We start from the raw sequence: 22,222 nt of genomic DNA, 5'->3' as shown, positions 1-22,222 counted from the left end.
CTTTGAGACCACTATACAGAAGCAGCCGGTGACAGACGAACCAAAGTAGGTGCACAGTGCTACCAGGGGATCGGCACCAGGAATCCCCCGCTGTTATAGATCAGGCGGAGAATGATCTCCAGCCAGCTTTGATATTTTTTTCGTATAGCTTCGAGCAGTGAACCTTTGGAGAAGAGGACTCCTTCCCCAAGTCTGAAGATACTGTAGCCGGCACTTCTAAGGTAGCCTTCTATGTTGGTCAGATTGACCTGCAACCACAGGAGCCAGCGCTGCATGGTCTGCATGGACGGATAGTCCTCGGAATCAGCATCTTCAGGAGTGACAACTCCATCAAGAACTCCTGATATAACCTCAGTTTCATAATGCTTATACGGGGAGAGGCAATCCGGAAGTTCATTATGATAGGAATGGCAGTTTTTACATCTGAAACGTCGTATCATCAGACGCTCCTTACGTCCGCCTTCTTTCCTTCGGATACGTACGCGTGAATCCCGGTAGGCAAGAATCCCCTGACATCTGGGACATATATGGCTGGTCACACTGCTCTCAACAAAAAACACCTGAATTCCCCTTGAGGGTTAACGTATAGTCTGATATAATAACCATGGTTTTAGCGACCAGGTCTCAGAGTACACGACTTTCCAGGGAAGGTGCTCTGAGACTTTTTTCTTTCTGTAAACTAATGACAGTATACAGAACAATCCAGAGACACGCAAGCTAATCATTATTACGCTATTTTAAGAGGTCAATAACACTATTGCACCAAGTAGAAACAGAAGATTTATTAAATCCTAAATCGTTGATTATTATCAGCCATCTTGGTTGATAGGTAACTTGAAATCCGGTATTGTCAGTACCGGATTTTTTCATTTATAGGGTCATTATACTCTGTGCAGAACATATGTGCAAGAGAAAAAGGAAAGAGGCACTTTTTTACAAATTATTTCTCTAATGTGTCAGAATCTGATACATCTATAATATCCTCTATGCTACAATTAAGTGCTTTTGCTAATTTATATTCAGGGTTCATTATATGGGACAGGATTATACTTTATCTTTAATTATTATTTTTATATACTAATATATGTTAATAGATAAAACGAAAGGAAGGATTAATATGAGCGACTTAATTGTAAGACCAAGAATGTTAAATTTGAAAGGACTTATGCCTGTAAGGGTGTGGGTTCTTTTTTGGTAAAATAAAAAGACCAATCAAGAGATTGGTCTAATTATACTAAGTTACCAATAGCCTAGCAGCGATGCCAACACATGACACTTACCTCGATAATGGCACTGATATAGGACTTACTGTTGGTAGCTTTATCTTATCATATGCAAGAAAAACTGTCAATATTCCAAGAAAAAATCATTATTGTTTAGGAAAAGTAAAAACAAATTTTAGGATACCTGCTTCTTCTAATTTTTTTAATTCATTTTTATAACCACCTGTTTGCAAATGAGAGTAATATAGATTTGCAAAGACATCAGCAATTTGAATAAGATTATTATCAGATGAATCATAATATGTAACATCAAATTTCTTGTCAGTGGTTCCATTCATGGATAGTTCAGTATTAAGATAATTTTCGAGAAAAAATCTTGATTCAGTTTTTTCATTTCGCTCATCAAGTTGAAGTGAACAATCTTCTTTTGGGATATATCCCCTATGTATAAAGTATTCCATAGCTAACTTTATGGTGTAATTAAACACTCTCGCAGTATTTTGGCAAAATTGATCAGTTAATTCTGAATTTTTTATTTTAATGATATACAATTCAAATGATGGTTTACGAGAAAAGAAATCGACAAAACTTTTTTTCATTTCTTTGTCAAACTGGGAACCTTTAAGTTCTTTAAAAGTTTCATTAGAAAACATTTTGTCCCCTTCTTTTATGAGTTTTCCCGTTTTGGGGTGATACTTATCTTTATCTAATTCAAGAAGTCTATCATAATTAGAAGAAACAAATCGTTTGTAAGATCTTTTTAAAGATTTTTTATTAAGAACTCTGACTAAAGCAATTACAAAATGCTTATTATGAGAGAGATGATTATTAATAGATCCGGATTCATCAATATAAAATATCAAAGTTTATACTCCTTCGTTTAAAATATATGTAGATGATTATAGCAGGCAGTATGTGAAAGAGCAAATGAATTATAAGAGTTTTGTATATAAAAATTTCTGTGTATTTTTGTTGATAAAATATTTTAATGCAAGTTGCGGAGATTGAAATAACATATTGTGACTATAAAGTATATATGTTACAATTTAAATATGGGTGTTACCATGCATTAAAATCATCTGGATTAGCATCTCGCAGCAAGAATGCAGGGCATTCTTGAAAGTTATTATAAAAATTCTTATCTTTCTGTTATATGCTAAGATTTATACAAATTGATTAAAAAATCATACAGGCTGAGATGCCCTGTGGTAAAATGAGACAAGGATGAAGAAAAAGGGGGAAAATATGCGTTTATCAGATATCAGAAAACAGCTTACAAAAAATGGGTACCTGCCAAATGATGAGATTGTCATGGCAGCTTATGGGGCACTACATGGTGTCCCATTATTGGTCGAGTCTGACCCGGGGCAGGGAAAGACAAGCCTCGCTTTAGCAATGGGACAAGCCTTTGGGCTTTCTGTGTTGCGTGTTCAGTTTTATGAGGGATTGACTGCGGACAAGATACTGTACGATTACAACTACCAAAGACAGCTACTTTCCATCCAGGCAATTCAGAGTACTTTAGCGAAAAATTTAGATGGGAAGACGATTAACGAAGCGATGGATGTAGCAAAAACGATTGATTTTTATGGAAAGGATTTTCTAATCCGTCGCCCGGTATTGGAGTCTATCTGGGGAGAGCAACGGTATGTCCTGCTCTTTGATGAGGTAGACAAAGCATCAGAAGAATTAGAATACACGCTATTGGAGTTTTTAGATGATTTCTCCTTGAGCATTCCCCAATATGGCACCGTAAAGGCGAAAGAAGGGATGGAGCCCGTTGTCGTACTAACATCGAACAACTACAGGGACTTATCCGATGCACTAAAGCGAAGATGCAATTATCTGTACCTTCCAAGAAAAACAAAAGAAGAGATTGTGGAGATTTTGAAAATGAAAGCAGAAGCGTCTCCAACAATCATCGAAGGGGTGGCATCCTGTCTTTACCAGTTGCAGAGCCTGTGCCTGAAACAGATTCCGTCTATTTCAGAAGGCATCACATGGGCTAGCTATCTGCAGAAACTGATGGATGATAAAGATTTTAATATTGCAGATTCCCTGTGCATGTTGTGCAAGAACAAAGAAGACCAGATGAGGGTACGGGATGCAGGTATTCTGCCGAATATCAAAGATTTGCATTAATAGTGTCTTGCAGAATCGAATTCTTTTTAGAGGTGGTAAAAAATGATTTTTGACTATATAACAGAATTTGCTGGATACTTAAATGACAGGGGATATGCTGTCACACAGAATAAGATCAGCCGCTTTTTATCTTTAAAAAATGAAGAGACAGATTTTACAAGAGAAGCGGAGATCATTCCATTAATGAAACTGTGTTTCTGTCGGAACAAGGAAGAAGCCGATTCTTTTTCCGACTATTTTTACCAATATATAAAAGATTACAAAGGATCCTATGCAAGAGAAAAACAACGGATTCGGAAAGAACACCAAGAACAGATAGAATACAGTAAGTCCCAAAAAGAAAAGATACAAAAAGAGATTACCGGTGTCAGACAGGAAATCGAAGAGAAAAGGAAAGCAGTCTTAGAAGAAAAGGAAATGCTTCATATCCCCAAAACACAGAAAAATTACCTAAAAAAACAGGAAGTTAAATTCAAACAGTATTTTACAAAACAGGAGAAGAATCTGCTACTTTCCCTGTCCAAAGACCAAACAGAACTTTCTGAGGACTCCAAGAAAACTTTTCAGTCCCTTCGAAAAAAACTGCCGGAAAAAGCAGAAAAAGCGTTATTATCCGGAAAAATGGATGCTTTTGAAATCTACCAGAATATATTTAAGATACTGGAAAAAGCAAAGATACAGGTCATATACTATGAAAAATATATCGAAGATAAGATTGCACGGGAAACAAAAGAATTGAAAAATCAGCAGATAGAACTGGAAAATAAACTTCAAAGACTGGAACGGGAAGAGAAACGGATTCAAGTAGAACTAGATAGCCGGCTCTTTGCACTGACAAGGCAATTTACCGAAAAATCGGTCTCCAAAATACACCGGAAGAATTTTATCGGCGGGGGAGCTGTACAGCTTTTAGAGGAAACTCTGCCGGAATTTATGGAGAAACCGTTTAAAAAACTGGACAAGAAAGAAAAAGAATATATCTACCAATACATCCGCCAGAATATCGTTTCCTTTAAGACAAGGCTCGGAAGATATTTAAACACACAGGAAAGACGGAAGATTGATATGGGAAAGACGATACAGGCTGCCTGCAAGACCGGCGGTATCCCGTTTGAGGTCTGTTTTGCGAAGTCAAAACGCAACAGGTCAAATCTCATTCTTATTCTTGACATTTCTGGTTCATGTAAAGAAGCTTCAGAAATGATGCTGGGGTTCATGTACCTATTAAAAGATGTGTTTGCCGGAGGCTGTCGGGTATATGTATTTGTTAACTCCCTCTATGATGTAACGGAAATCATGGAGACGGATAGTATTGATAAAGCTGTTCAGAGTGTCCTGCAGGCTGTCCCGGCAAAAGGGGTGTATTCCGATTACAACCGTCCGTTAGAGATGCTATGGAAAAAGAATCGGAAGTATCTGAAAAAGGACAGTTTTATCCTGTTTCTTGGCGATTACCGTAACAATAAGAACCCATCGGGAACAGAATGGATGAAAAACATCCACGCAAGGGCAAAGAAAATGTTTTTTCTGAACACAGAACAGGCTGCCAAATGGAATCAGGGGGATTCGATCGCATCGGTATACGCAGCGTTCGCACCAATGTACGAGATACAGACTCCGGCTGACCTAATCCGTTTTATCAGCCAAATACGATAGGAGGGGATGTTATGTGGTATCTTGATGTGCATACAGAAGAAAATATCATTAAAAACATGAATAGGTTTGGTTACCTGCCCAAGATAGCGGAATATATTGGAGAATCTAAATCTGGTAATTATAAGTTTTCCTATAACATGAAACAATTAGTATTTTCAAAACAGGGAGAACTCCTTTCAGACGATGTCCTTCCCAGAAAAACAAAAAGATTAAGAAAATCAGAAAAAAGGGAAAAACGGAAAACAGAAAGAGAAACATTTCAAGAAGATTACAACAGGGCAAAACCGCATATAGAGATGCTGCTAAAAGAAGATAATCCATTGTTTATGAAACTATCCTTATCAAACCAGAAACCGTCCCAGACAGAGATTAATCTGATTTATGCAAAGAACAGAGACAGTTTGAAAAAAAGCCTAGCTGTATACCAGATTCCGCTTTCTTTTTACACAGATGGCTATGAAAAGAAAGACAACGCTACGTTTACCTCCTATGTTCTTAGGCATATAAAGAAAAATCTCCGGAATATAGAGAAAGCCTATGAAAAAGCAGTCAAAAAGAACATGCATGCCTTATATATCCAGGAAGGGAATACCCACTCTTATACAGCACATCCTACGCAGGGCTTTTACATCTGCCTTAAAAAAGCGGAGGCAAAGATTCCCTGCCAGGCAGACAGCAGCAAATGTTTTTCCGTAGAATATGCCGGAAACGGCTTGATACGTACTCCCTACATCAAACCGGCTGCACTAGCCATCATAAAAGAAGAAATGCGTAAGACCATATGCCGGAAGGATGTCTGTTTGTCATCCAGGATGTATACCGAAGTGAAAAAGTATGTAAACAGATACCAGCAGTGGTTAGATAAACGGCTTGATGCTGTTAACTACCCATCCGGCTTCACCAGTACTTATAACACGACACCGAAATGCCAGATAAAAGGGGATGACTTTTCCACGGTCTTTGTCGGCTCTGGGATTCTAATCAAAAACGGGCAGATTCGTTTTGCTGATGGGATAGAGAAAGAATTTGAGAAAAAACGCTTCCAAACAGCATTTCATGATGCAAAAGAACTGCTGGGTAGCTATCATTATGTTTCCGGGAAAGGTGTGTTACAGGGAGATACCAAAGTCTTTGCAGCAAGATCCGGGATTACATCCATCGGTGTCATCCACGTTCCGTGTTACAAAAACTCCCTTACCGTCTGGCGGAAACAGCTAAAAAAAGAAATAAAGCGGCTCGATAAAGAAATGGAAGTCCGGATTCGGGAGCAGGAAAAAGCACTAATAGAAAAATACGAGAAACTGTTGTCTGACTTTTTAACTCAGGACATCTTAAAGACAGTTGCGTTGAACGAGGATTATATCACAGAAAATGTGGTCTGTGCCATGCTTCGTGGTACCAAAGTCAATTTACAGAACCCCCGATATATTGAAAATGCTGGACGGTACAACAGTTTTTCAAAAGAGGAGATAACGACAGTCATTGTTCGATTATTAAAAGAGAATCTCCTGACGAGAAAACGGATTGATGGTTATTATGGAGTATATTACCTTTTAAAGATGACACTGGACGGGGAAAGATGTCTTTCCTCTATCCCTTTGATAAAAAAAGGCGGGAGCATAGATAGTGAAAAGCATTTTCAGAGATACCAGAAAAAAGAAACAGGCATTAAGCAATATCTGGAACTTCTTGACCTTATTTTTGAGGACAGATCCTTCTTCTGTGTATATCAGGATGAGATCTTTCGTTTCCTAAAAAAAGCACCAAAGGAGTTCAAGGTATTAGTAAAAATGCGGAAATCGACAGAAACGGATAAATTCCGGTTAAAGGTTTACCGGGAAATATTGAAAAGATAATAAAGAATAGAAAAATGAGGAGAAGAGGATTCATAAGATGAACGATTATATAGCTAGATTTCGTGTAAATGATTTCGAAAAACAGGAGTTAAAAGAACATATCAGAGAAGTGCAGAAATTAGCAGCAGCTATGGGAAAAAGAGTTGACTTGAGGAGACCTGTTAGCTAAAAAGAGCTACATTCTGATAAAAAAGCTACTTTGGAAAATACGCTTTCTCTTGCAGGCTTACTTCATGATTTTGGAAAATACAGCATTAAGTTTCAGAGGTTTATTCACGAAGAATGGAGACGGGCAAAAGAGGGGATAGAAAGTAAAAGACAATCTGGTATTGATCATGGTGTTTACGGAGCAAAATATATTTATGATTTATCAGGAAAGTACGGACCGAATGGAAGGATAGTGGGTGAACTACTCGCAAATGTTATTTGCTATCATCATGGAGGACTCCCAGATGCAGAAGATTTTAATGGAGACAGCCCATTGTTGATGAGACTTCAGGGTGAAAACAGACTTGCTGATTATGAACAGGTAAAAGTAACTTTTTTTAAGGATTTACAGATTACGGAGCAGGAGATAGAACAGCTTTTTAAGGAATCTATTGAAGAGATAAAACTGCTTATTCTGAAATCTTCTACAGGAAGTGAAGAAAAAAATAAGAGAAAAAATGATGCCAACTTTATGCCCAATCTCTTTATAAAGCTAATTTACAGTATGTTGATAGATGCCGACCGATTAAGTAGTATGTGCTATGAGACTGGTGAGGATTTTACTTCTTATGAAAAGGCACAAGACGAAATTCAAATGACCTGGAAAGCATATAAGCAAAAGTTTGAAGAGTACCTTTCTGGATTGCAAAAGAAGTCAGAGGCTTTAGAAGATACAGGTAAAAAAAGAGTGAATGCAATCCGTCAGAGAATATCGGATGAATGTTTTGAAGCAGGCAGGAAGGAGAGTGGCATTTATACATTAACTGTTCCGACAGGTGGAGGAAAGACCTTATCGAGTATGCGATATGCGTTAGAGCATAGTGAGAGAACAAATAAGGAAAGAATTATTTTTGTTCTTCCTTATACAACGATTATTGAACAAAATGCAAAGGTTATAAGAGAGGTTTTAGGAGGAAACTGTGATTTGCTTGAACATCACTCTAATGTAACAGAAGATGATAAAAGAATGTTGGACAGTTTGGGAGAGGAACGGGACTGCAGACTGCTTACAGAACGATGGGAAAACCGCATTGTATTTACAACAATGGTGCAGTTTTTAAATACCTTTTATGGAAAAGGAACGAGAGATATGTGAAGAATGCATCATCTGTTGAATGCGGTTATTATATTTGATGAGATTCAGACGGTTCCTGTCAAATGTATGGCTTTATTTAACGGGGCGATTAATTTTTTGAATCGGGTGGGGAATACCACAACGATTTTATGTACAGCAACACAGCCGGATTTCAGTAATATTTCTAAAGATATAAGTCTGGAAAATGTAAAAGGGGAACTGATAAATGCGGTAGAGGGAAATTTCACGCAGTTAAAAAGAGTTGAAATAAAGAATTGCTGTGCCATGGAACCATATACAATTAAAAATGCAGCGACTTTTATATGGGAAAGAAAAGCACAGGTAAACAGTCTTTTAGTTGTCGTAAATAAAATAAAGACAGCGAAAGATTTATTCCGATATTTACAGAAGAATGAGGAGGATGTTGAAACTCAAAATATAGAAAGTACAAAAGGTGTTTTAGCCCAGGATACCCGATTATTCCTTTTAACAGGAGATCAGTGTCCGGAACACAAAAAAGATGTTTTAGACGAATTATTGAAAGCTTTAAAGAAAGAAGAGCAGGTGCTCTGTATCAGTACTTCTTTAATTGAGGCAGGGGTAGATATCAGTTTTCAAGCGGCAATCAGAAATATGACCAAATTAGATTCTATTGTACAGACCGCAGGACGTGTCAATCGAAATGGTGAAAGAGGCCTGGGCTATTGTTATGTCATTAATTTAGAAGAGGGCAGCTACGAACATATGTCGGAAATTCGTCTTGGTCAAAAGTGGAGTAATGTTATTTTTTATAAGGCAGAACAGGAGAAAAAGAACATTTTATTACCAGAACTTATGAAAGAATATTTCGATGATTATTATAATGATAGCGAATGTAGTGGGAATTTTAAATATCCAATAGATGGAGGCAGAAGAAGTATCTATGAGTTGTTGACTCTTAAAAGAAATCAAACAGGTCCGAAACTGAACTGGAAGATTCAATTTAAAAGGGCGGCAGAAAACTTTAAAGTCATTGATGAGGATATGACAATAGTTCTTGTTCCATATCTCGAAGAAGGACAGGAGTTAATGAGGCAGATAGAAGATGTGACAGTATATACGAGTATGGCGGAAAGAAAGGAGCTGTTAGAAAAAGCAAAAAAATATTCTTTAAATATTAATCGGTATAAGTTTAGACAAATTTATGATGCTGGTGGAATTACATTTAAAGAAGATATGGGAGTGTACCTCCTTAATTATGCTTTTTATGATGAAAAAGAAATGGGAATTTTATTGGAAGCAGACCCTGATAAATTATAAATTTAACATAAATAGATAGAAGATAATAGGTAATTGCGAAACTCGCGATGCTCGTTCGCAATCTTGAACTTAAACAGGGAAGGATTCGTGCTTAGCACGAATCCTGGAATAAAAAGTGGATAACCGGACATTTTAGGCGCACTTTAATAAGCCCTCGGTTTTATGGAGTTGGTAAGTCCTAGGCTATGAAAGATTTTAAACTTCTGATGTATTGTCGTTGATGGATTTTGTCGGCAACAACTACAGTTAATAACTGTGATATACCAGCAAGAAGTAAATCTGCATGAAGTGTTTTTTCGTTTGTTGTTTTTCGGTTAGCGACACAAAAACTGTCTTTAAAGTGGTTGATTGATTTTTCAACATTTACTCGGATTTTGTAAGTGTCATCCCATTCCTGTGAGCCACGCTCCACGCCGGGGTATGCTCTAAGGTTTTTTTCGGGATAAACGTAAATCATTCTGCCACAGGAAGAAGTTGTACATGGATTATCGCAGTGGCACACCCGTCGTTTTGATTTGTCTTCACGATTGTATTCCCATTTCATTTTGGGACACACAAATTTCATGGTCGGAAGATTACTTCTTAAGTGAGACTTACTACCTTCCCGTTTCATAGGGAGTGAAGGATCATGAGGACAGCAGGGAATACCATTTTCATTGAATGTATAATCCACGTTATCCAGTGAAAGTTTTACCTTTAAAGGAATAAATGCTTTTTGAAATTTAAAATCTTCAAATAAGGATTTGTAGATTTCAATCGTATCAAAGGCAGCATCACCAAGAAATATCTTGGGATTGATAAGAGGGTGCCGTTCTTTGAAATCTTTAAGGGTTGGAATCAAGGCTTTCGAATCGGCAAGTGATTTATCTTCATCAGGAGATTTTGATTTCTTTTCAACAATGATGTCAGGGTGAGAATCCAGATAATCCTTGTTATAAAAATCAATGGAGCGAACAATGCCAAGTCCATTGGTCGTAATGCCAAATTTATAAGCATAGCAGAAATGACCATTCACATACTGTTGCTTTACTTCATGGTTAGCAGCGGCGGATGCAGGCATAGAGGCATAGGCTGCCTTGTAAGGATCATAAGAATCATCGAAGTTATGAGCTTTAGCATAGGACTTAAGCTGTTTAATAATGCGGTTGGCGTATTTGGGATTGTTTTCAGTCACATATGCTTTAATCCCTGAAGTATCAAACAAAAGCATAGAGGCGAGATTACCGTTAATGTCCTGGCAGATTGGTTCTGTGATATCTACGAGATTATCAAAAACTGATTGTAAGTCCATTAAAAAATCCTGTTTGAAACGAGTGATTTTTGAAGCGTCAGGAACTTTAGTAAAGCCACAGAATTCCCTCAGATGTCTGGAATAATGAAGGAAGATTAACAGGAGGGAATCTGTTGGAATAGAAAAGAGGCGTTGAATAATCAAAGCCCAAAGCATTGCATGCAAAGGATATTTACGATTTCTTCCAGTGGATGCGTAGTAATGCTTGTAAAAAGAAGTCGGAATAATTTTATCAAGGTCAATGTGATTTTCGAGCAGAGTAAGGAAATGAGGTTTGTCAGATTCATAAATATCTTTACAATCTTCAAAAATATCTGCCAAAGAGAGTTGTTTTTGTGGTATCATAGACATATCTCCTTTCGGGGCGTGATTTATGGTTTCTAGTCAACTCCATTATATCACAAACCGTGAGGAGATTTTTATTTTTAACAACAAAAAAATGACGTATTTATGCGACTTGTGGCGTTTCGCAAACGCCTATAGAAGATAAATTTGAAAGGAGGAAGTATGAAACCAAATAGAATTGTTATGAAAGTCTATGGGAAATACGCATTATTTACAGACCCCATGACAAAGATAGGTGGAGAAAAAAGCAGCATGATGATTCCAAGTTATGAGACATTGAAAGGGGTTGTGTGTGGAAATTATTGGAAACCCTCTATCAATTGGATCATAGAATCTGTTAAGGTTTTAAATCCAATTCGTACAGAAAGAAAAGGAATCCGACCGATTAAGTATAATGGAGGGAATGATCTTTCTTATTATACATATTTGTCTGATGTTGTCTATATTATTTCTGCCCATTTTGAGTTTAATAAGAGAAGACCCGATTTACAGGAAGATTGGAATGAAAACAAGCATTATTACGTGGCAAAGCGTGCTCTTGAAAAAGGAGGAAGAAGAGATATATTTTTAGGGGCAAGAGAATGTCCCGCCTATATTGAACCAGGAGATATGTCTGAGCTGGGATACTATGATGATAAAGGGACTCTTTCTTTTGGATTAATGTATCATTCTTTATGCTATCCTAATCAGAATGACGAGGGAAATTTATATTCAAGATTCTGGCATCCACAGATGGAGAACGGTATTATTCATTTTTGCCGCCCAGAAGAATGTGAAAATACCATTTTCTTAAGAAAAGGTACGAAAAAAGAACTTAGTAATATTCCAATCTTAGGAGTGGACAAGGAGGAACTTCTTTCTGGATATCAGGAAGGTGGTGAGCTACAATGAGCTGGATGAGAGCGTTGTATGATACTTATGATAATCTGGAATTACAGGAAAAAGAGGGATTGTTAAAGATAGCACATTCCACACAAAAAGCACATCTTGAAGTGCAGTTGTCAAAAGAAGGGAAAGTGATTGCCGTAAGCTTTCTTCCAGTAAAAGATTCAGATACAGTAATTCCTGTAACAGAAGAATCAGCAAGCCGTAGTTCGGGAGCGGCTCCGCATCCTCTTTTTGATAAGATAAAGTATCTTGCTGGTGATTACGAATTATATACGGGAGAAAGGAATGAGGAGCATCATCAAAAATACATGGAGAACTTAAAAAAGTGGTGTGACCCAGGGTATGGCGATTATAAGATAGAAGTTCTTTATAAATATTTGCAAGAAAATCGACTAATACATGATCTTATAGAAAGAGGAATCTTTTCTCTGGATGAAAAACAGCATTTGACTAAAAAATGGGAGAATGCAAGCGAGAAATTAATAGTAGGTGATCAAAAAGATGCCTTTATTCGTTTCCAGGTTGATGCAGTTAACTTATGGGAAGATACTAAGCTGCAGGAAAATTATATCCATTACTATCTGGGTAATGGAGGAGAGATTGGCTTTTGTCAGGTAACAGGAAGGGAAGAAAGGTTATGTGTAAATCACCCTTCTAAAATAAGAAACAGCGGCGATAAAGCAAAGATGATATCTTCTAATGATAAGACAAACTTTACTTATCGTGGACGTTTTCATGATGTCGGAGAAGCATATACTATCAGTTATGAAGCTTCACAGAAAGTTCATAATGCGTTAAAGTGGCTTATAGAAAGGCAAGGAGTTAAAGTAGGAGATAAAGAGTTTGTTCTGTGGGGAGTGAAATCAGAGAATGTACCATCTATTCTGGAAAGTACAGAGGGTGTTGCATCTAAGGGGAAGATATTTTTGCAGCTTTTTATGGAGAAGAAGAGGATAAGACAGTATCAATACAGGAAGATGTAGCTGAACGATTTAACAGAGCGATCAGAGGATATCATGGAAATGTGCGGGCAGACAGCCATTTTGTATTGTTAGGAGTAGATGCAGCAACGACAGGAAGATTATCTGTGATATTTAGCAGAGAGTACTTTGGAACAGATGGAAATGAACTGATTGAACGAATCGAGCAGTGGCACAGAGACTGTGCATGGAATGTTTCTTCTTATAATAAGAAACTGCAGAAACGAGTTTATTTTACAGGAGCACCTTCTCCATATGAAATCGCATTATGTACTTATGGAAGAGAGCAGGGAAATTCTATAAAAGGAACAGATAAAGTGATTGCGAATGCGGTAGAAAGAATTCTGCCATGCATTGTTGATGGAAAAATTGTGCCGGTAGATATTATGAGAGAGGTTGTGCATCGGGCACAGCATCCGCAAAATTATAAAAGTAAAACTTTATGGCAACAGGTATTATCAGTAGCTTGTGCGTTGACAAGAAAGCATTTGATAGAAAAAGGAGAGGAGTGTTTGGTTATGAAATCACCAGAGAGTTTAGACGCAAAGTGCGGAAGAATGTTAGCTATCGCAGATTCGATTGAAGCGTGGGTATTGCGTGAGGAGAAGATAGACAGAACCACAACGGCAATGCGTTACTACACAAAGTTTTGTGAAAATCCATGTGATACATGGGTGATTATTCAGAGAAATTTAAAACCATATGAAATGAAGTTAAGAGGGAGAGCCCGAAACCTTCAGACATTACTTGGAGAAATTTCAGCAGCTATTTCTGAAGAAGAATTCCAGCAAAAACGAAATTTAGATGGTACATTTTGTTTGGGATTTGACAGTCAGAGATATGAAACTATTGAGGAAGCAAAGCGAATCAAAAAAGAGAATGATGAGAAAAAAATAAAAAAGTTAGAAGAGGAGGAAAAGTAAATGGGTGTATTACAGAACAAGATTGATTTTGAAGGAATTATCGTAGTAGAGAATGCTAATTGTAATGGGGACCCTTTAAACGGGAACATGCCGCGAGTTACCTATGAAGGATACGGAGAAATGTCCGATGTCTGCATTAAAAGAAAGATACGAAACCGTCTTTTAGATGCAGGAGAAAATATTTTTGTTCAGTCCGATGATAAAAATACAGATGGATACAAGAGCTTAAAAGCAAGAGCAGAAGCGAATGAAGCTTTTGGAGCAGAACTTAAAAAAGGAAAGAAAGCAGATGCACAAAGAGGATATGAAATTGCCTGTAAAGAGTGGATGGATGTTAGAAGTTTTGGACAGGTATTTGCATTTAAAGGTTCTGACTTATCTTTAGGTATTCGTGGTCCAGTATCTGTTCAGCCAGCTTTCAGTGTAGATCCAATAGATATCACAAGCATGCAGATTACAAAAAGTGTAAATAGTGAAGATAAAGAAGGAAAATCCTCTGATACAATGGGAATGAAGCATCGAGTAGACTTTGGTGTTTACATATTAAAGGGAAGTATTAATGTACAGCTTTCTGAAAAGACAGGTTTTACCGAAGAAGATGCGGAAAAAATTAAAGAAGCTATCCGCACTCTGTTTGTAAACGACAGTTCCTCTGCAAGACCAGACGGAAGTATGGTAATGCATAAGTTATACTGGTGGAAGCACAACTGCAAGATTGGACAGTATTCTTCTCACAAAGTGCATAATAGTATTGAGATTAAGAAGAAAGAAGGAGTTCGTAATCCAAGAAAGATAGAAGATTATGAGATTATCTGCCACGAGTTACCTGGACTGGCGGTGGAAGAATATGAAGGTTTATAATGAAGAAGATTATTTGATGCTTTCTGGAATCCAGCATTTTGTATTTTGTACAAGACAGTGGGCATTAATTCATATCGAAAATCAATGGGAAGAGAATGTACGGACAGTAGAGGGAAACATTATGCACAAGCGGGCACATGATGGCCCGCAGATAGAAACGAGAAAGAATCTGGTTGTTTCTCGTCAGATGAGAGTATATTCTAAATATCTTGGGATTAGTGGAATCTGTGATGTGGTAGAATTTAAAAAATGCAAAAAAGGAGAAGAAGGCGTACATCTATATGAAAGAGAAGGACTCTATAAAGTACATCCGGTAGAATACAAAAAGGGAGAGCCAAAAGAAAATAATGCTGACCGATTACAGCTTGTGGCGCAGGCAATATGCCTTGAAGAAATGATGTGCACAAAAATAGAAGAAGGTGACTTATATTACGGGACAACAAAACGGAGAGAACATGTGGAAATAACAGATTCTCTTCGTCAAGAAGTGGAAAATATATGTCTACAGATGCATCAGTATTTTGACAGGCAGTATACACCAAACATTAAAAGAACAAAGTCCTGCAATGCCTGTTCACTGAAAAATATATGTCTGCCACAGCTTTCAAAGAAAAAGTCAGTACACACTTACATTTTAAAAACGATAAAAGACGGGGAGTTATGAGAAAATTATTAAATACACTATATGTAACAACTCCAGAACGTTATCTTGCATTAGATGGAGAAAATGTGCTGGTTCTGGAGGAAAAGAAGATACTTATCCGGCTTCCACTACATAATCTCGAAGGAATTGTGACCTTTGGCTACACTGGAGCAAGTCCTGCATTAATGGGAGCCTGTGCGAAAAGAGGAATTTCCCTAAGCTTTATGAATCAAAATGGACAGTTTTTAGCATCCGTAAGCGGAGAGAACAGGGGAAATGTTATTTTAAGAAAACAGCAGTATAGAATTTCAGATTCGCTAGAAGATAGTATCCCTATTGCCAGAAATATGATTATTGGTAAAATATACAACAGTAAATGGGTATTAGAAAGAGCAACAAGAGACCATGCCCTGCAGGTTGATGTGGATGCCATCAAAAAAGTGACCGCCAATCTGGATGAGCACATTCGGCAGTTATTAGAATGTGATTCAATGGATAGCATTCGAGGAATTGAGGGCAATGCGGCAAGTCAGTATTTTTCTGCATTCGACCAATTGATTCTACAAAATAAAGAAGAATTTTTCTTTGAAAACAGAAATCGACGTCCGCCATTAGATAATGTCAATGCCATGTTATCATTTGCATACACATTATTGGCAAATGAATGTGCCGCAGCTTTAACTGCAGTCGGTTTAGATGCTTATGTTGGTTTTCTTCATACAGACCGACCGGGAAGAACCTCTTTAGCATTAGATTTAATGGAAGAATTAAGAGCTGTATATGCAGACCGTTTTGTATTAACATTAATTAATAAAAAGACGATTAAACCGGAGCATTTTGTAAAAAAGGAAAATGGAGCGGTCTTAATGAACGATACAGGACGCAAAACAATGATTAGTGCGTGGCAGGGCAGAAAACGAGATAAAATCAAACATCCATTTCTCGGTGATAAAATAGAATGGGGTCTCCTACCTCATGTTCAGGCGTTATTGTTAGCCAGACTTATTCGCGGGGATTTGGATGAATATCCTGTGTTTTTGTGGAAATAAGAGGTGAGAAATGCTTGTATTAATAACATATGATGTAAATACAGAGACAGCTTCAGGAAAAAAACGTTTAAGGAAAGTAGCAAAAGAATGTCAGAATTACGGACAAAGAGTTCAAAATTCTGTTTTTGAATGCATTATGGATAATGCAAAAACAAAGGTGGTAAAAGCAAAACTACTCGAAATAATTGATATGGATAAAGATAGCCTAAGATTCTATTATCTAGGCAATGCTTACAAAAATAAAGTAGAACACTACGGAACAAAAACAAGTATTGACTTAGAAGAAACCTTAATTATCTGATTCCAGGTTACAAAATAAACAATCGTATCTGCGACAAAATCCCTTTTTCAAAAATCTTTCTAAATTTAGATATAGTTAAATGTAGAAAGAAAAAGTTTCTTATTATCTTCGTTAAAAAGGAATACCTTGAAATAAAATATAGAAAATATTAAAAATTAAACATAGTGCGAATCATAAGCTACGCAAAAAACGCAGGGCATTCGCACTTAAAAAAGAAAGAATAGTACAACATATTGCGATATAAAGCTAAAAATAGCGGACAAAAAAGTTGTTGAGACTAGATATGTACATGATAGCTGAAATATCACAATATGTTGCGGTCGCCTCCTTCGCGGAGGCGTGGATTGAAACGCTTTTGCTCTACATATCTATTTGTCGTTCTTGCGTCGCCTCCTTCGCGGAGGCGTGGATTGAAACAAGTTTTGACCCTAATAAAAAGTGGGGAGGAACGTCGCCTCCTTCGCGGAGGCGTGGATTGAAACATCATCTTGTTTCGCCAAGATGTAAGGCTCCTTGTCGCCTCCTTCGCGGAGGCGTGGATTGAAATGCTACATCAATGAATACTGCAAGCCAGTCTTGAGTCGCCTCCTTCGCGGAGGCGTGGATTGAAATATCTGATTGTCCACCCAACGAATTAAACGGCAAACACCCCATCAAATAGTCTCTTTTGTATAAAAAAATTAAAATTATCGTGAATGTTGCAAAAAAATATAGTCCATGATAAATTTTTGCAAAAAAATGACGGAAAATTATAGCATTTTTTATTCGTTTGTGCTATACTCATATTGCGCGTGAGGAAAGCGCATAAAGTAATGTTGATAGTTAATTGAAGGAGGAACACAACAATGGCAAAATGGGTATATCTGTTTACAGAAGGCGATGCCACAATGAGAAATCTTCTTGGTGGTAAAGGAGCCAATCTGGCTGAGATGACAAATATTGGATTACCTGTACCACAGGGATTCACAATTACAACAGAGGCTTGTACTCAGTATTATGAAGATGGTCGTGAGATCAATGATGAGATTCAGGGACAGATTAATGAGTACATTGAGAAGATGGAGGAGATTACAGGAAAGAAATTTGGTGATAAAGAGAATCCACTTCTTGTATCAGTTCGTTCAGGTGCTCGTGCTTCCATGCCAGGTATGATGGATACTATCCTTAACTTAGGTCTTAATGAGACAGTAGTAGAGACTATTGCCGCTAAATCCGGAAACCCACGTTGGGCTTGGGATTGCTACAGAAGATTTATTCAGATGTATTCTGATGTAGTTATGGAAGTTGGTAAAAAGTATTTTGAAGAATTAATCGATGAGATGAAAGCTAAAAAAGGTGTAAGTCAGGACGTTGATCTTACAGCAGAAGATTTAAAAGAGCTGGCATCTCAGTTTAAGGCTGAATATAAAGAGAAAATCGGTGAAGATTTCCCAGATGATCCTAAGAAACAGTTAATGGGAGCTATCAAAGCCGTATTCCGTTCATGGGATAACCCACGTGCTAATGTTTACCGTCGTGACAACGATATTCCTTATAGCTGGGGTACTGCTGTTAACGTACAGAGTATGGCATTTGGTAACATGGGAGATGACTGTGGTACTGGTGTTGCATTTACTCGTGACCCTGCTACAGGTGAGAAGAAGCTTATGGGAGAATTCCTTACAAATGCACAGGGTGAGGACGTAGTTGCTGGTGTTCGTACACCAATGCCAATCGCTCAGATGGAAGAAAAATTCCCAGAAGCATTTGAACAGTTCAAACAGGTTTGTCAGACTCTTGAAGATCATTATAGAGATATGCAGGATATGGAGTTTACTGTTGAGAACAAGAAGTTATACATGCTTCAGACACGTAATGGTAAGAGAACAGCACAGGCTGCTTTAAAGATTGCTTGTGATTTAGTAGATGAGGGAATGAGAACAGAAGAAGAAGCTGTTGCAATGATCGACCCTCGTAACCTTGATACATTATTACATCCACAGTTTGATGCTGCTGCATTAAAGGCTGCAACACCAATGGGTAAAGCACTTGGAGCTTCTCCTGGAGCTGCTTGTGGTAAGATTGTCTTCACTGCTGAAGATGCCAAAGCTTGGGCAGAGAGAGGGGAAAAAGTTGTTCTTGTTCGTCTTGAGACATCCCCAGAAGATATCGAAGGTATGAAGAGCGCTCAGGGTATCCTGACAGTTCGTGGTGGTATGACATCTCACGCAGCAGTAGTTGCTCGTGGTATGGGTACTTGCTGTGTATCCGGATGTGGTGACATCGTAATGGATGAAGCAAATAAGAAATTCACATTAGCAGGAAAAGAATTCCATGAAGGAGATTCTATTTCTCTTGATGGTTCTACAGGTAATATCTACGATGGAATTATCCCTACAGTAGATGCTACAATTGCTGGTGAATTTGGCCGTATTATGGCTTGGGCAGATAAATACAGAACAATGGGGGTTCGTACAAACGCTGATACACCTTCAGATGCTAAGAAGGCTCGTGAGCTTGGAGCAGAAGGTATTGGTCTTTGCCGTACTGAGCATATGTTCTTTGAAGGTAACAGAATCGATGCATTCCGTGAAATGATCTGTTCTGATACAGTAGAAGAAAGAGAAGCTGCACTCGATAAGATTCTTCCATATCAGCAGGGAGACTTTGAGCAGTTATTTGAAGCTATGGAAGGTAATCCTGTAACAATTCGTTTCTTAGATCCACCACTGCATGAGTTCGTACCTCAGACAGAAGAAGACATTAAAAAACTTGCAGATGCACAGGGTAAATCGGTAGAAACTATTAAGGCTATTATTGAAAGTCTGAAAGAGTTCAACCCTATGATGGGACATCGTGGATGCCGTCTGACAGTAACATATCCAGAAATCGCTGTTATGCAGACAAAAGCAGTTATCCGTGCAGCATTAGCTGTACAGGCTAAACATGCTGACTGGACAATCGTTCCAGAAATCATGATTCCATTAGTAGGTGAAGAAAAAGAATTAAAATACGTTAAGAAGATCGTTGTTAAGACAGCAGACGAAGAAATCAAAGCTGCTGGTTCTGACATGAAATACGAAGTTGGTACTATGATTGAGATTCCTCGTGCAGCATTATTAGCTGACGAAATCGCTAAAGAAGCTGAGTTCTTCTGCTTTGGTACAAACGACTTAACACAGATGACATTCGGTTTCTCACGAGATGATGCTGGTAAGTTCTTAGACGCTTACTATGATGCTAAGATTTTCGAGAACGATCCATTTGCTAAACTTGATCAGAATGGTGTTGGTAAGTTAATGGATATGGCAGTTAAATTAGGAAAAGGTCAGAGACCTGAATTACACTGTGGTATCTGTGGAGAACATGGTGGAGACCCATCATCCGTAGAATTCTGTCATAGAATTGGATTAGATTACGTTTCCTGTTCACCATTCCGTGTACCTATCGCAAGATTAGCAGCAGCACAGGCAGCGATAAGCATGAAACATTAATCAAAAATCCTTTATTTATCGGGGCATTTACTATTCCAAGAAATCTTACAAAAGATACTCTTGAGTATTATTATAAGAATTCTCAGTTTAATATCCCCGATAAAATGGAAATAAAAGTCTACTTAATATAAGGGATAGGAGAACATTCTATCCCTTATATTTTTAATTTATTAAATAAATTCCATTCCAGATGTACCTTAATAAATAAAAGAATGGAGAACATAATATGCCTAGAAAACCTAAAAGTGTATATACTAGAATTGAAGAAAAAACTGCTCAAATAAATAAGTTAAAAGAAAAAATATCTATATGTGAAACAGAGTTGATTGCATTAAATAAAGAACGGGAAAGTATTGAAATGGAACAGATTTTTTCTGCCGCAAAGGAGAAGAATCTCAGTTTTCAAGAAGTTCTTGATTTAATATCACGTTCAAATAAAAGAATTAAATAATTTTAAATCGTAAAAAATAGGGAAGAACCGAAATAGATGGTAGTGTAAATTATTCTGTGTAAACCTCTCAGATTGATGATAAAATCATAGGTTTATAGAATACAAAAATATAATGTAATGGGCTGAATGGCATACTTTGCTATTCAGCCTGTTGTTTATTTCGTAGCATGGATTCTATTGCATGTCAAGGGCGCCCGAGAAAATCGGGCGTTTATTTACCCTTGATATGCGATTGAATCTGTGCTTAATCGATATCCTCTGGCTGGATCCGATCCCCAAAATAAATGCATAACTGATCCAGTGTCAGACCCCAGTCCCAAGCCTTTCCGGTCCATTTTTTTGTAGCATCCATCATTGCCAGATAGAGCATCTTGAAAAGTGCATCATCCGTCGGAAAAATAGTCTTGGATTTCGTAACCTTGCGTAGCTGGCGGTTAAAATTTTCGATGGAATTTGTAGTGTATATTAATTTACGTATCTCAGATGGATATTTAAAATATGTGGATAATTGTGTCCAGTTATTTCTCCAGGATCCAATGGAAGCAGGGGATTTTTTGCCCCATTTTTCTTCCAGATCTTCCAAGGCTGTGAGTGCAAGATCTTCTGTATCCGCTTTGTAAACCAGCTTTAAATCCGCCATAAATGGTTTTAAATCTTTGTAAGAGATAAATTTTGTAGAATAACGGATCTGATGCACAATACACCTTTGGATCTCCGCCTGTGGGAATACTGCATGAATTGCATCCCCGAATCCGGTCAATCCATCTACGGATACGATCATGATATCTTCCACACCTCTGTTTTTTATCTCGTTGAGAACGGACAACCAGTATTTCGCACTTTCATTTCCTCCTACCCACATGCCGAGAACCTCACGTTTTCCATTCAGTTTAACACCTATAGCAACGTAAACCGCTTTTTTTACCGTTCGATTGTCTTCTCGAACATGGAAATGTACCGCATCCATAAAAACAATGGCATATTTTCTTTCCAGCGGCCGATTTTGCCATTCTTTTGCGATAGGAAGGATTCGATCTGTCATATGTGATATCATTTCTGCTGATGCATCCACACCATAAACATCTTTGAGATGAGAGGAGATATCCCTTGTCGTCATTCCCTTCGCATACATAGAGAGTACCTGATCTTCAATGTTTGAGATATCTGTCTGATTCTTTTTCACAATCTGCGGTTCAAAATCTCCCTTTCGATCTCGTGGTATATCCAGATCGATCGTTCCCATTGAAGAGGTGACTGTTTTAGGACTATAACCATTACGGCTATCGTCTGTCTCTTTGTTCTTGTAGTCATACTTGGAATATCCAAGGTGATCATCCATTTCAGCTTCTAACATACCTTGCAGCGTTTCGCCTAACAAATCCTTGAGCATGTCCTGGATATCCTGAGCATCCTTTGGTTGATAGTGTTCCAACAAGCTGTTGATGAACGCTTTGCGTTCTGGATCCATTTTTCTTCTTCGTGCCATAAAAAATCCTCCTGAATTGATATTTATTTTAACATCAATCCAAGAGGATATACAGCTCTTTTAGAGTTTACAC

The 22,222-nt window shown here is 37.7% G+C and carries 18 protein-coding genes, 1 pseudogene and 1 CRISPR repeat array; of the genes and pseudogenes, 15 read left to right on the top strand and 4 right to left on the bottom strand.

What is annotated here, in order from left to right; genetic code table 11:
- Positions 1 to 59: 59 nt before the first annotated feature.
- Both EHLA_RS16510 and EHLA_RS08220 read right to left on the bottom strand, forming a co-directional pair.
- Entirely contained in the window at positions 60 to 560 is a 501-nt protein-coding gene (locus EHLA_RS16510; RefSeq protein ID WP_197702350.1) for a DUF6431 domain-containing protein, read from the bottom strand.
- Positions 561 to 1,369: 809 nt separating this feature from the next.
- The gene (locus tag EHLA_RS08220) at positions 1,370 to 2,086 is read right to left on the bottom strand and encodes a DUF3800 domain-containing protein (protein WP_096240220.1); all 717 of its coding nucleotides are present in this window, start codon (positions 2,084 to 2,086) and stop codon (positions 1,370 to 1,372) included.
- 382 nt (positions 2,087 to 2,468) lie between these two features.
- Between EHLA_RS08220 and EHLA_RS08215 the strand changes: the two genes are divergently transcribed.
- From EHLA_RS08215 to EHLA_RS08195, 6 genes are read left to right on the top strand one after another with little or no spacing between them, the layout of a single operon-like run.
- The gene (locus tag EHLA_RS08215) at positions 2,469 to 3,365 is read left to right on the top strand and encodes an AAA family ATPase (protein WP_157908567.1); all 897 of its coding nucleotides are present in this window, start codon (positions 2,469 to 2,471) and stop codon (positions 3,363 to 3,365) included.
- 42 nt (positions 3,366 to 3,407) lie between these two features.
- Complete coding sequence (locus EHLA_RS08210; RefSeq protein WP_096240216.1) at positions 3,408 to 5,021, top strand: VWA domain-containing protein; 1,614 nt, start codon at positions 3,408 to 3,410, stop codon at positions 5,019 to 5,021.
- Positions 5,022 to 5,032: 11 nt separating this feature from the next.
- Positions 5,033 to 6,877, top strand: a complete 1,845-nt coding sequence (locus EHLA_RS08205) for a hypothetical protein (RefSeq protein WP_096240214.1) — start codon at positions 5,033 to 5,035, stop codon at positions 6,875 to 6,877.
- Positions 6,878 to 6,914: 37 nt separating this feature from the next.
- On the top strand, positions 6,915 to 7,046 hold the full coding sequence (locus EHLA_RS16780; RefSeq protein WP_278277451.1) for a hypothetical protein: 132 nt from the start codon (positions 6,915 to 6,917) through the stop codon (positions 7,044 to 7,046).
- A 30-nt stretch (positions 7,047 to 7,076) separates the two neighbouring features.
- The gene (locus EHLA_RS08200) at positions 7,077 to 8,180 is read left to right on the top strand and encodes a CRISPR-associated endonuclease Cas3'' (RefSeq protein ID WP_096240212.1); all 1,104 of its coding nucleotides are present in this window, start codon (positions 7,077 to 7,079) and stop codon (positions 8,178 to 8,180) included.
- 3 nt (positions 8,181 to 8,183) lie between these two features.
- On the top strand, positions 8,184 to 9,458 hold the full coding sequence (locus EHLA_RS08195; protein ID WP_096240210.1) for a hypothetical protein: 1,275 nt from the start codon (positions 8,184 to 8,186) through the stop codon (positions 9,456 to 9,458).
- Between the two features lie 246 nt (positions 9,459 to 9,704).
- Here the strand turns inward: EHLA_RS08195 and EHLA_RS08190 are convergent.
- Positions 9,705 to 11,094: pseudogene (locus EHLA_RS08190) on the bottom strand (transposase).
- 162 nt (positions 11,095 to 11,256) lie between these two features.
- On the opposite strand from EHLA_RS08190, the gene cas5c reads away from it, so the two are divergent.
- The 9 genes from cas5c (at position 11,257) to EHLA_RS08145 (ending at position 20,663) form a co-directional block, all read left to right on the top strand.
- Positions 11,257 to 11,985: a type I-C CRISPR-associated protein Cas5c gene (gene cas5c, locus EHLA_RS08185; protein WP_096240209.1), complete on the top strand. Its 729-nt coding sequence runs from the start codon at positions 11,257 to 11,259 to the stop codon at positions 11,983 to 11,985.
- Complete coding sequence (locus tag EHLA_RS08180; protein ID WP_096240207.1) at positions 11,982 to 12,965, top strand: type I-C CRISPR-associated protein Cas8c/Csd1; 984 nt, start codon at positions 11,982 to 11,984, stop codon at positions 12,963 to 12,965. Before cas5c ends, EHLA_RS08180 begins: the two co-directional genes overlap by 4 nt.
- Complete coding sequence (locus tag EHLA_RS08175; protein ID WP_096240205.1) at positions 12,905 to 13,885, top strand: type I-C CRISPR-associated protein Cas8c/Csd1; 981 nt, start codon at positions 12,905 to 12,907, stop codon at positions 13,883 to 13,885. The genes EHLA_RS08180 and EHLA_RS08175 overlap by 61 nt, the downstream gene beginning before the upstream one ends.
- On the top strand, positions 13,886 to 14,746 hold the full coding sequence (gene cas7c, locus EHLA_RS08170; protein WP_096240203.1) for a type I-C CRISPR-associated protein Cas7/Csd2: 861 nt from the start codon (positions 13,886 to 13,888) through the stop codon (positions 14,744 to 14,746). It begins immediately after the preceding gene.
- On the top strand, positions 14,733 to 15,410 hold the full coding sequence (cas4, locus tag EHLA_RS08165) for a CRISPR-associated protein Cas4 (protein ID WP_096240201.1): 678 nt from the start codon (positions 14,733 to 14,735) through the stop codon (positions 15,408 to 15,410). Before cas7c ends, cas4 begins: the two co-directional genes overlap by 14 nt.
- On the top strand, positions 15,407 to 16,438 hold the full coding sequence (gene cas1c, locus EHLA_RS08160) for a type I-C CRISPR-associated endonuclease Cas1c (RefSeq protein WP_096240199.1): 1,032 nt from the start codon (positions 15,407 to 15,409) through the stop codon (positions 16,436 to 16,438). The genes cas4 and cas1c overlap by 4 nt, the downstream gene beginning before the upstream one ends.
- Before the next feature lie 10 nt (positions 16,439 to 16,448).
- Complete coding sequence (gene cas2 / locus EHLA_RS08155; protein WP_096240197.1) at positions 16,449 to 16,739, top strand: CRISPR-associated endonuclease Cas2; 291 nt, start codon at positions 16,449 to 16,451, stop codon at positions 16,737 to 16,739.
- A gap of 319 nt (positions 16,740 to 17,058) precedes the next feature.
- A CRISPR array of direct repeats spans positions 17,059 to 17,350; the repeat unit is 31 nt; unit sequence GTCGCCTCCTTCGCGGAGGCGTGGATTGAAA.
- Between the two features lie 234 nt (positions 17,351 to 17,584).
- Positions 17,585 to 20,212 (top strand): pyruvate, phosphate dikinase, encoded by a 2,628-nt coding sequence (gene ppdK / locus EHLA_RS08150; protein ID WP_096240195.1) that lies wholly within the window; start codon positions 17,585 to 17,587, stop codon positions 20,210 to 20,212.
- 226 nt (positions 20,213 to 20,438) lie between these two features.
- On the top strand, positions 20,439 to 20,663 hold the full coding sequence (locus EHLA_RS08145) for a hypothetical protein (protein ID WP_096240193.1): 225 nt from the start codon (positions 20,439 to 20,441) through the stop codon (positions 20,661 to 20,663).
- 244 nt (positions 20,664 to 20,907) lie between these two features.
- Here the strand turns inward: EHLA_RS08145 and EHLA_RS08140 are convergent, their stop codons facing one another.
- Positions 20,908 to 22,131, bottom strand: coding sequence for an IS256 family transposase (locus EHLA_RS08140; protein WP_416791028.1), 1,224 nt, complete (start codon positions 22,129 to 22,131; stop codon positions 20,908 to 20,910).
- Positions 22,132 to 22,222: the final 91 nt, after the last annotated feature.

Source organism: Anaerobutyricum hallii (genome assembly GCF_900209925.1).
GTDB lineage: Bacteria > Bacillota > Clostridia > Lachnospirales > Lachnospiraceae > Anaerobutyricum > Anaerobutyricum soehngenii.
The sequence above is the reverse complement of the archived record's forward strand: the minus strand, read 5'-3'. Positions and strand labels throughout refer to the sequence as shown.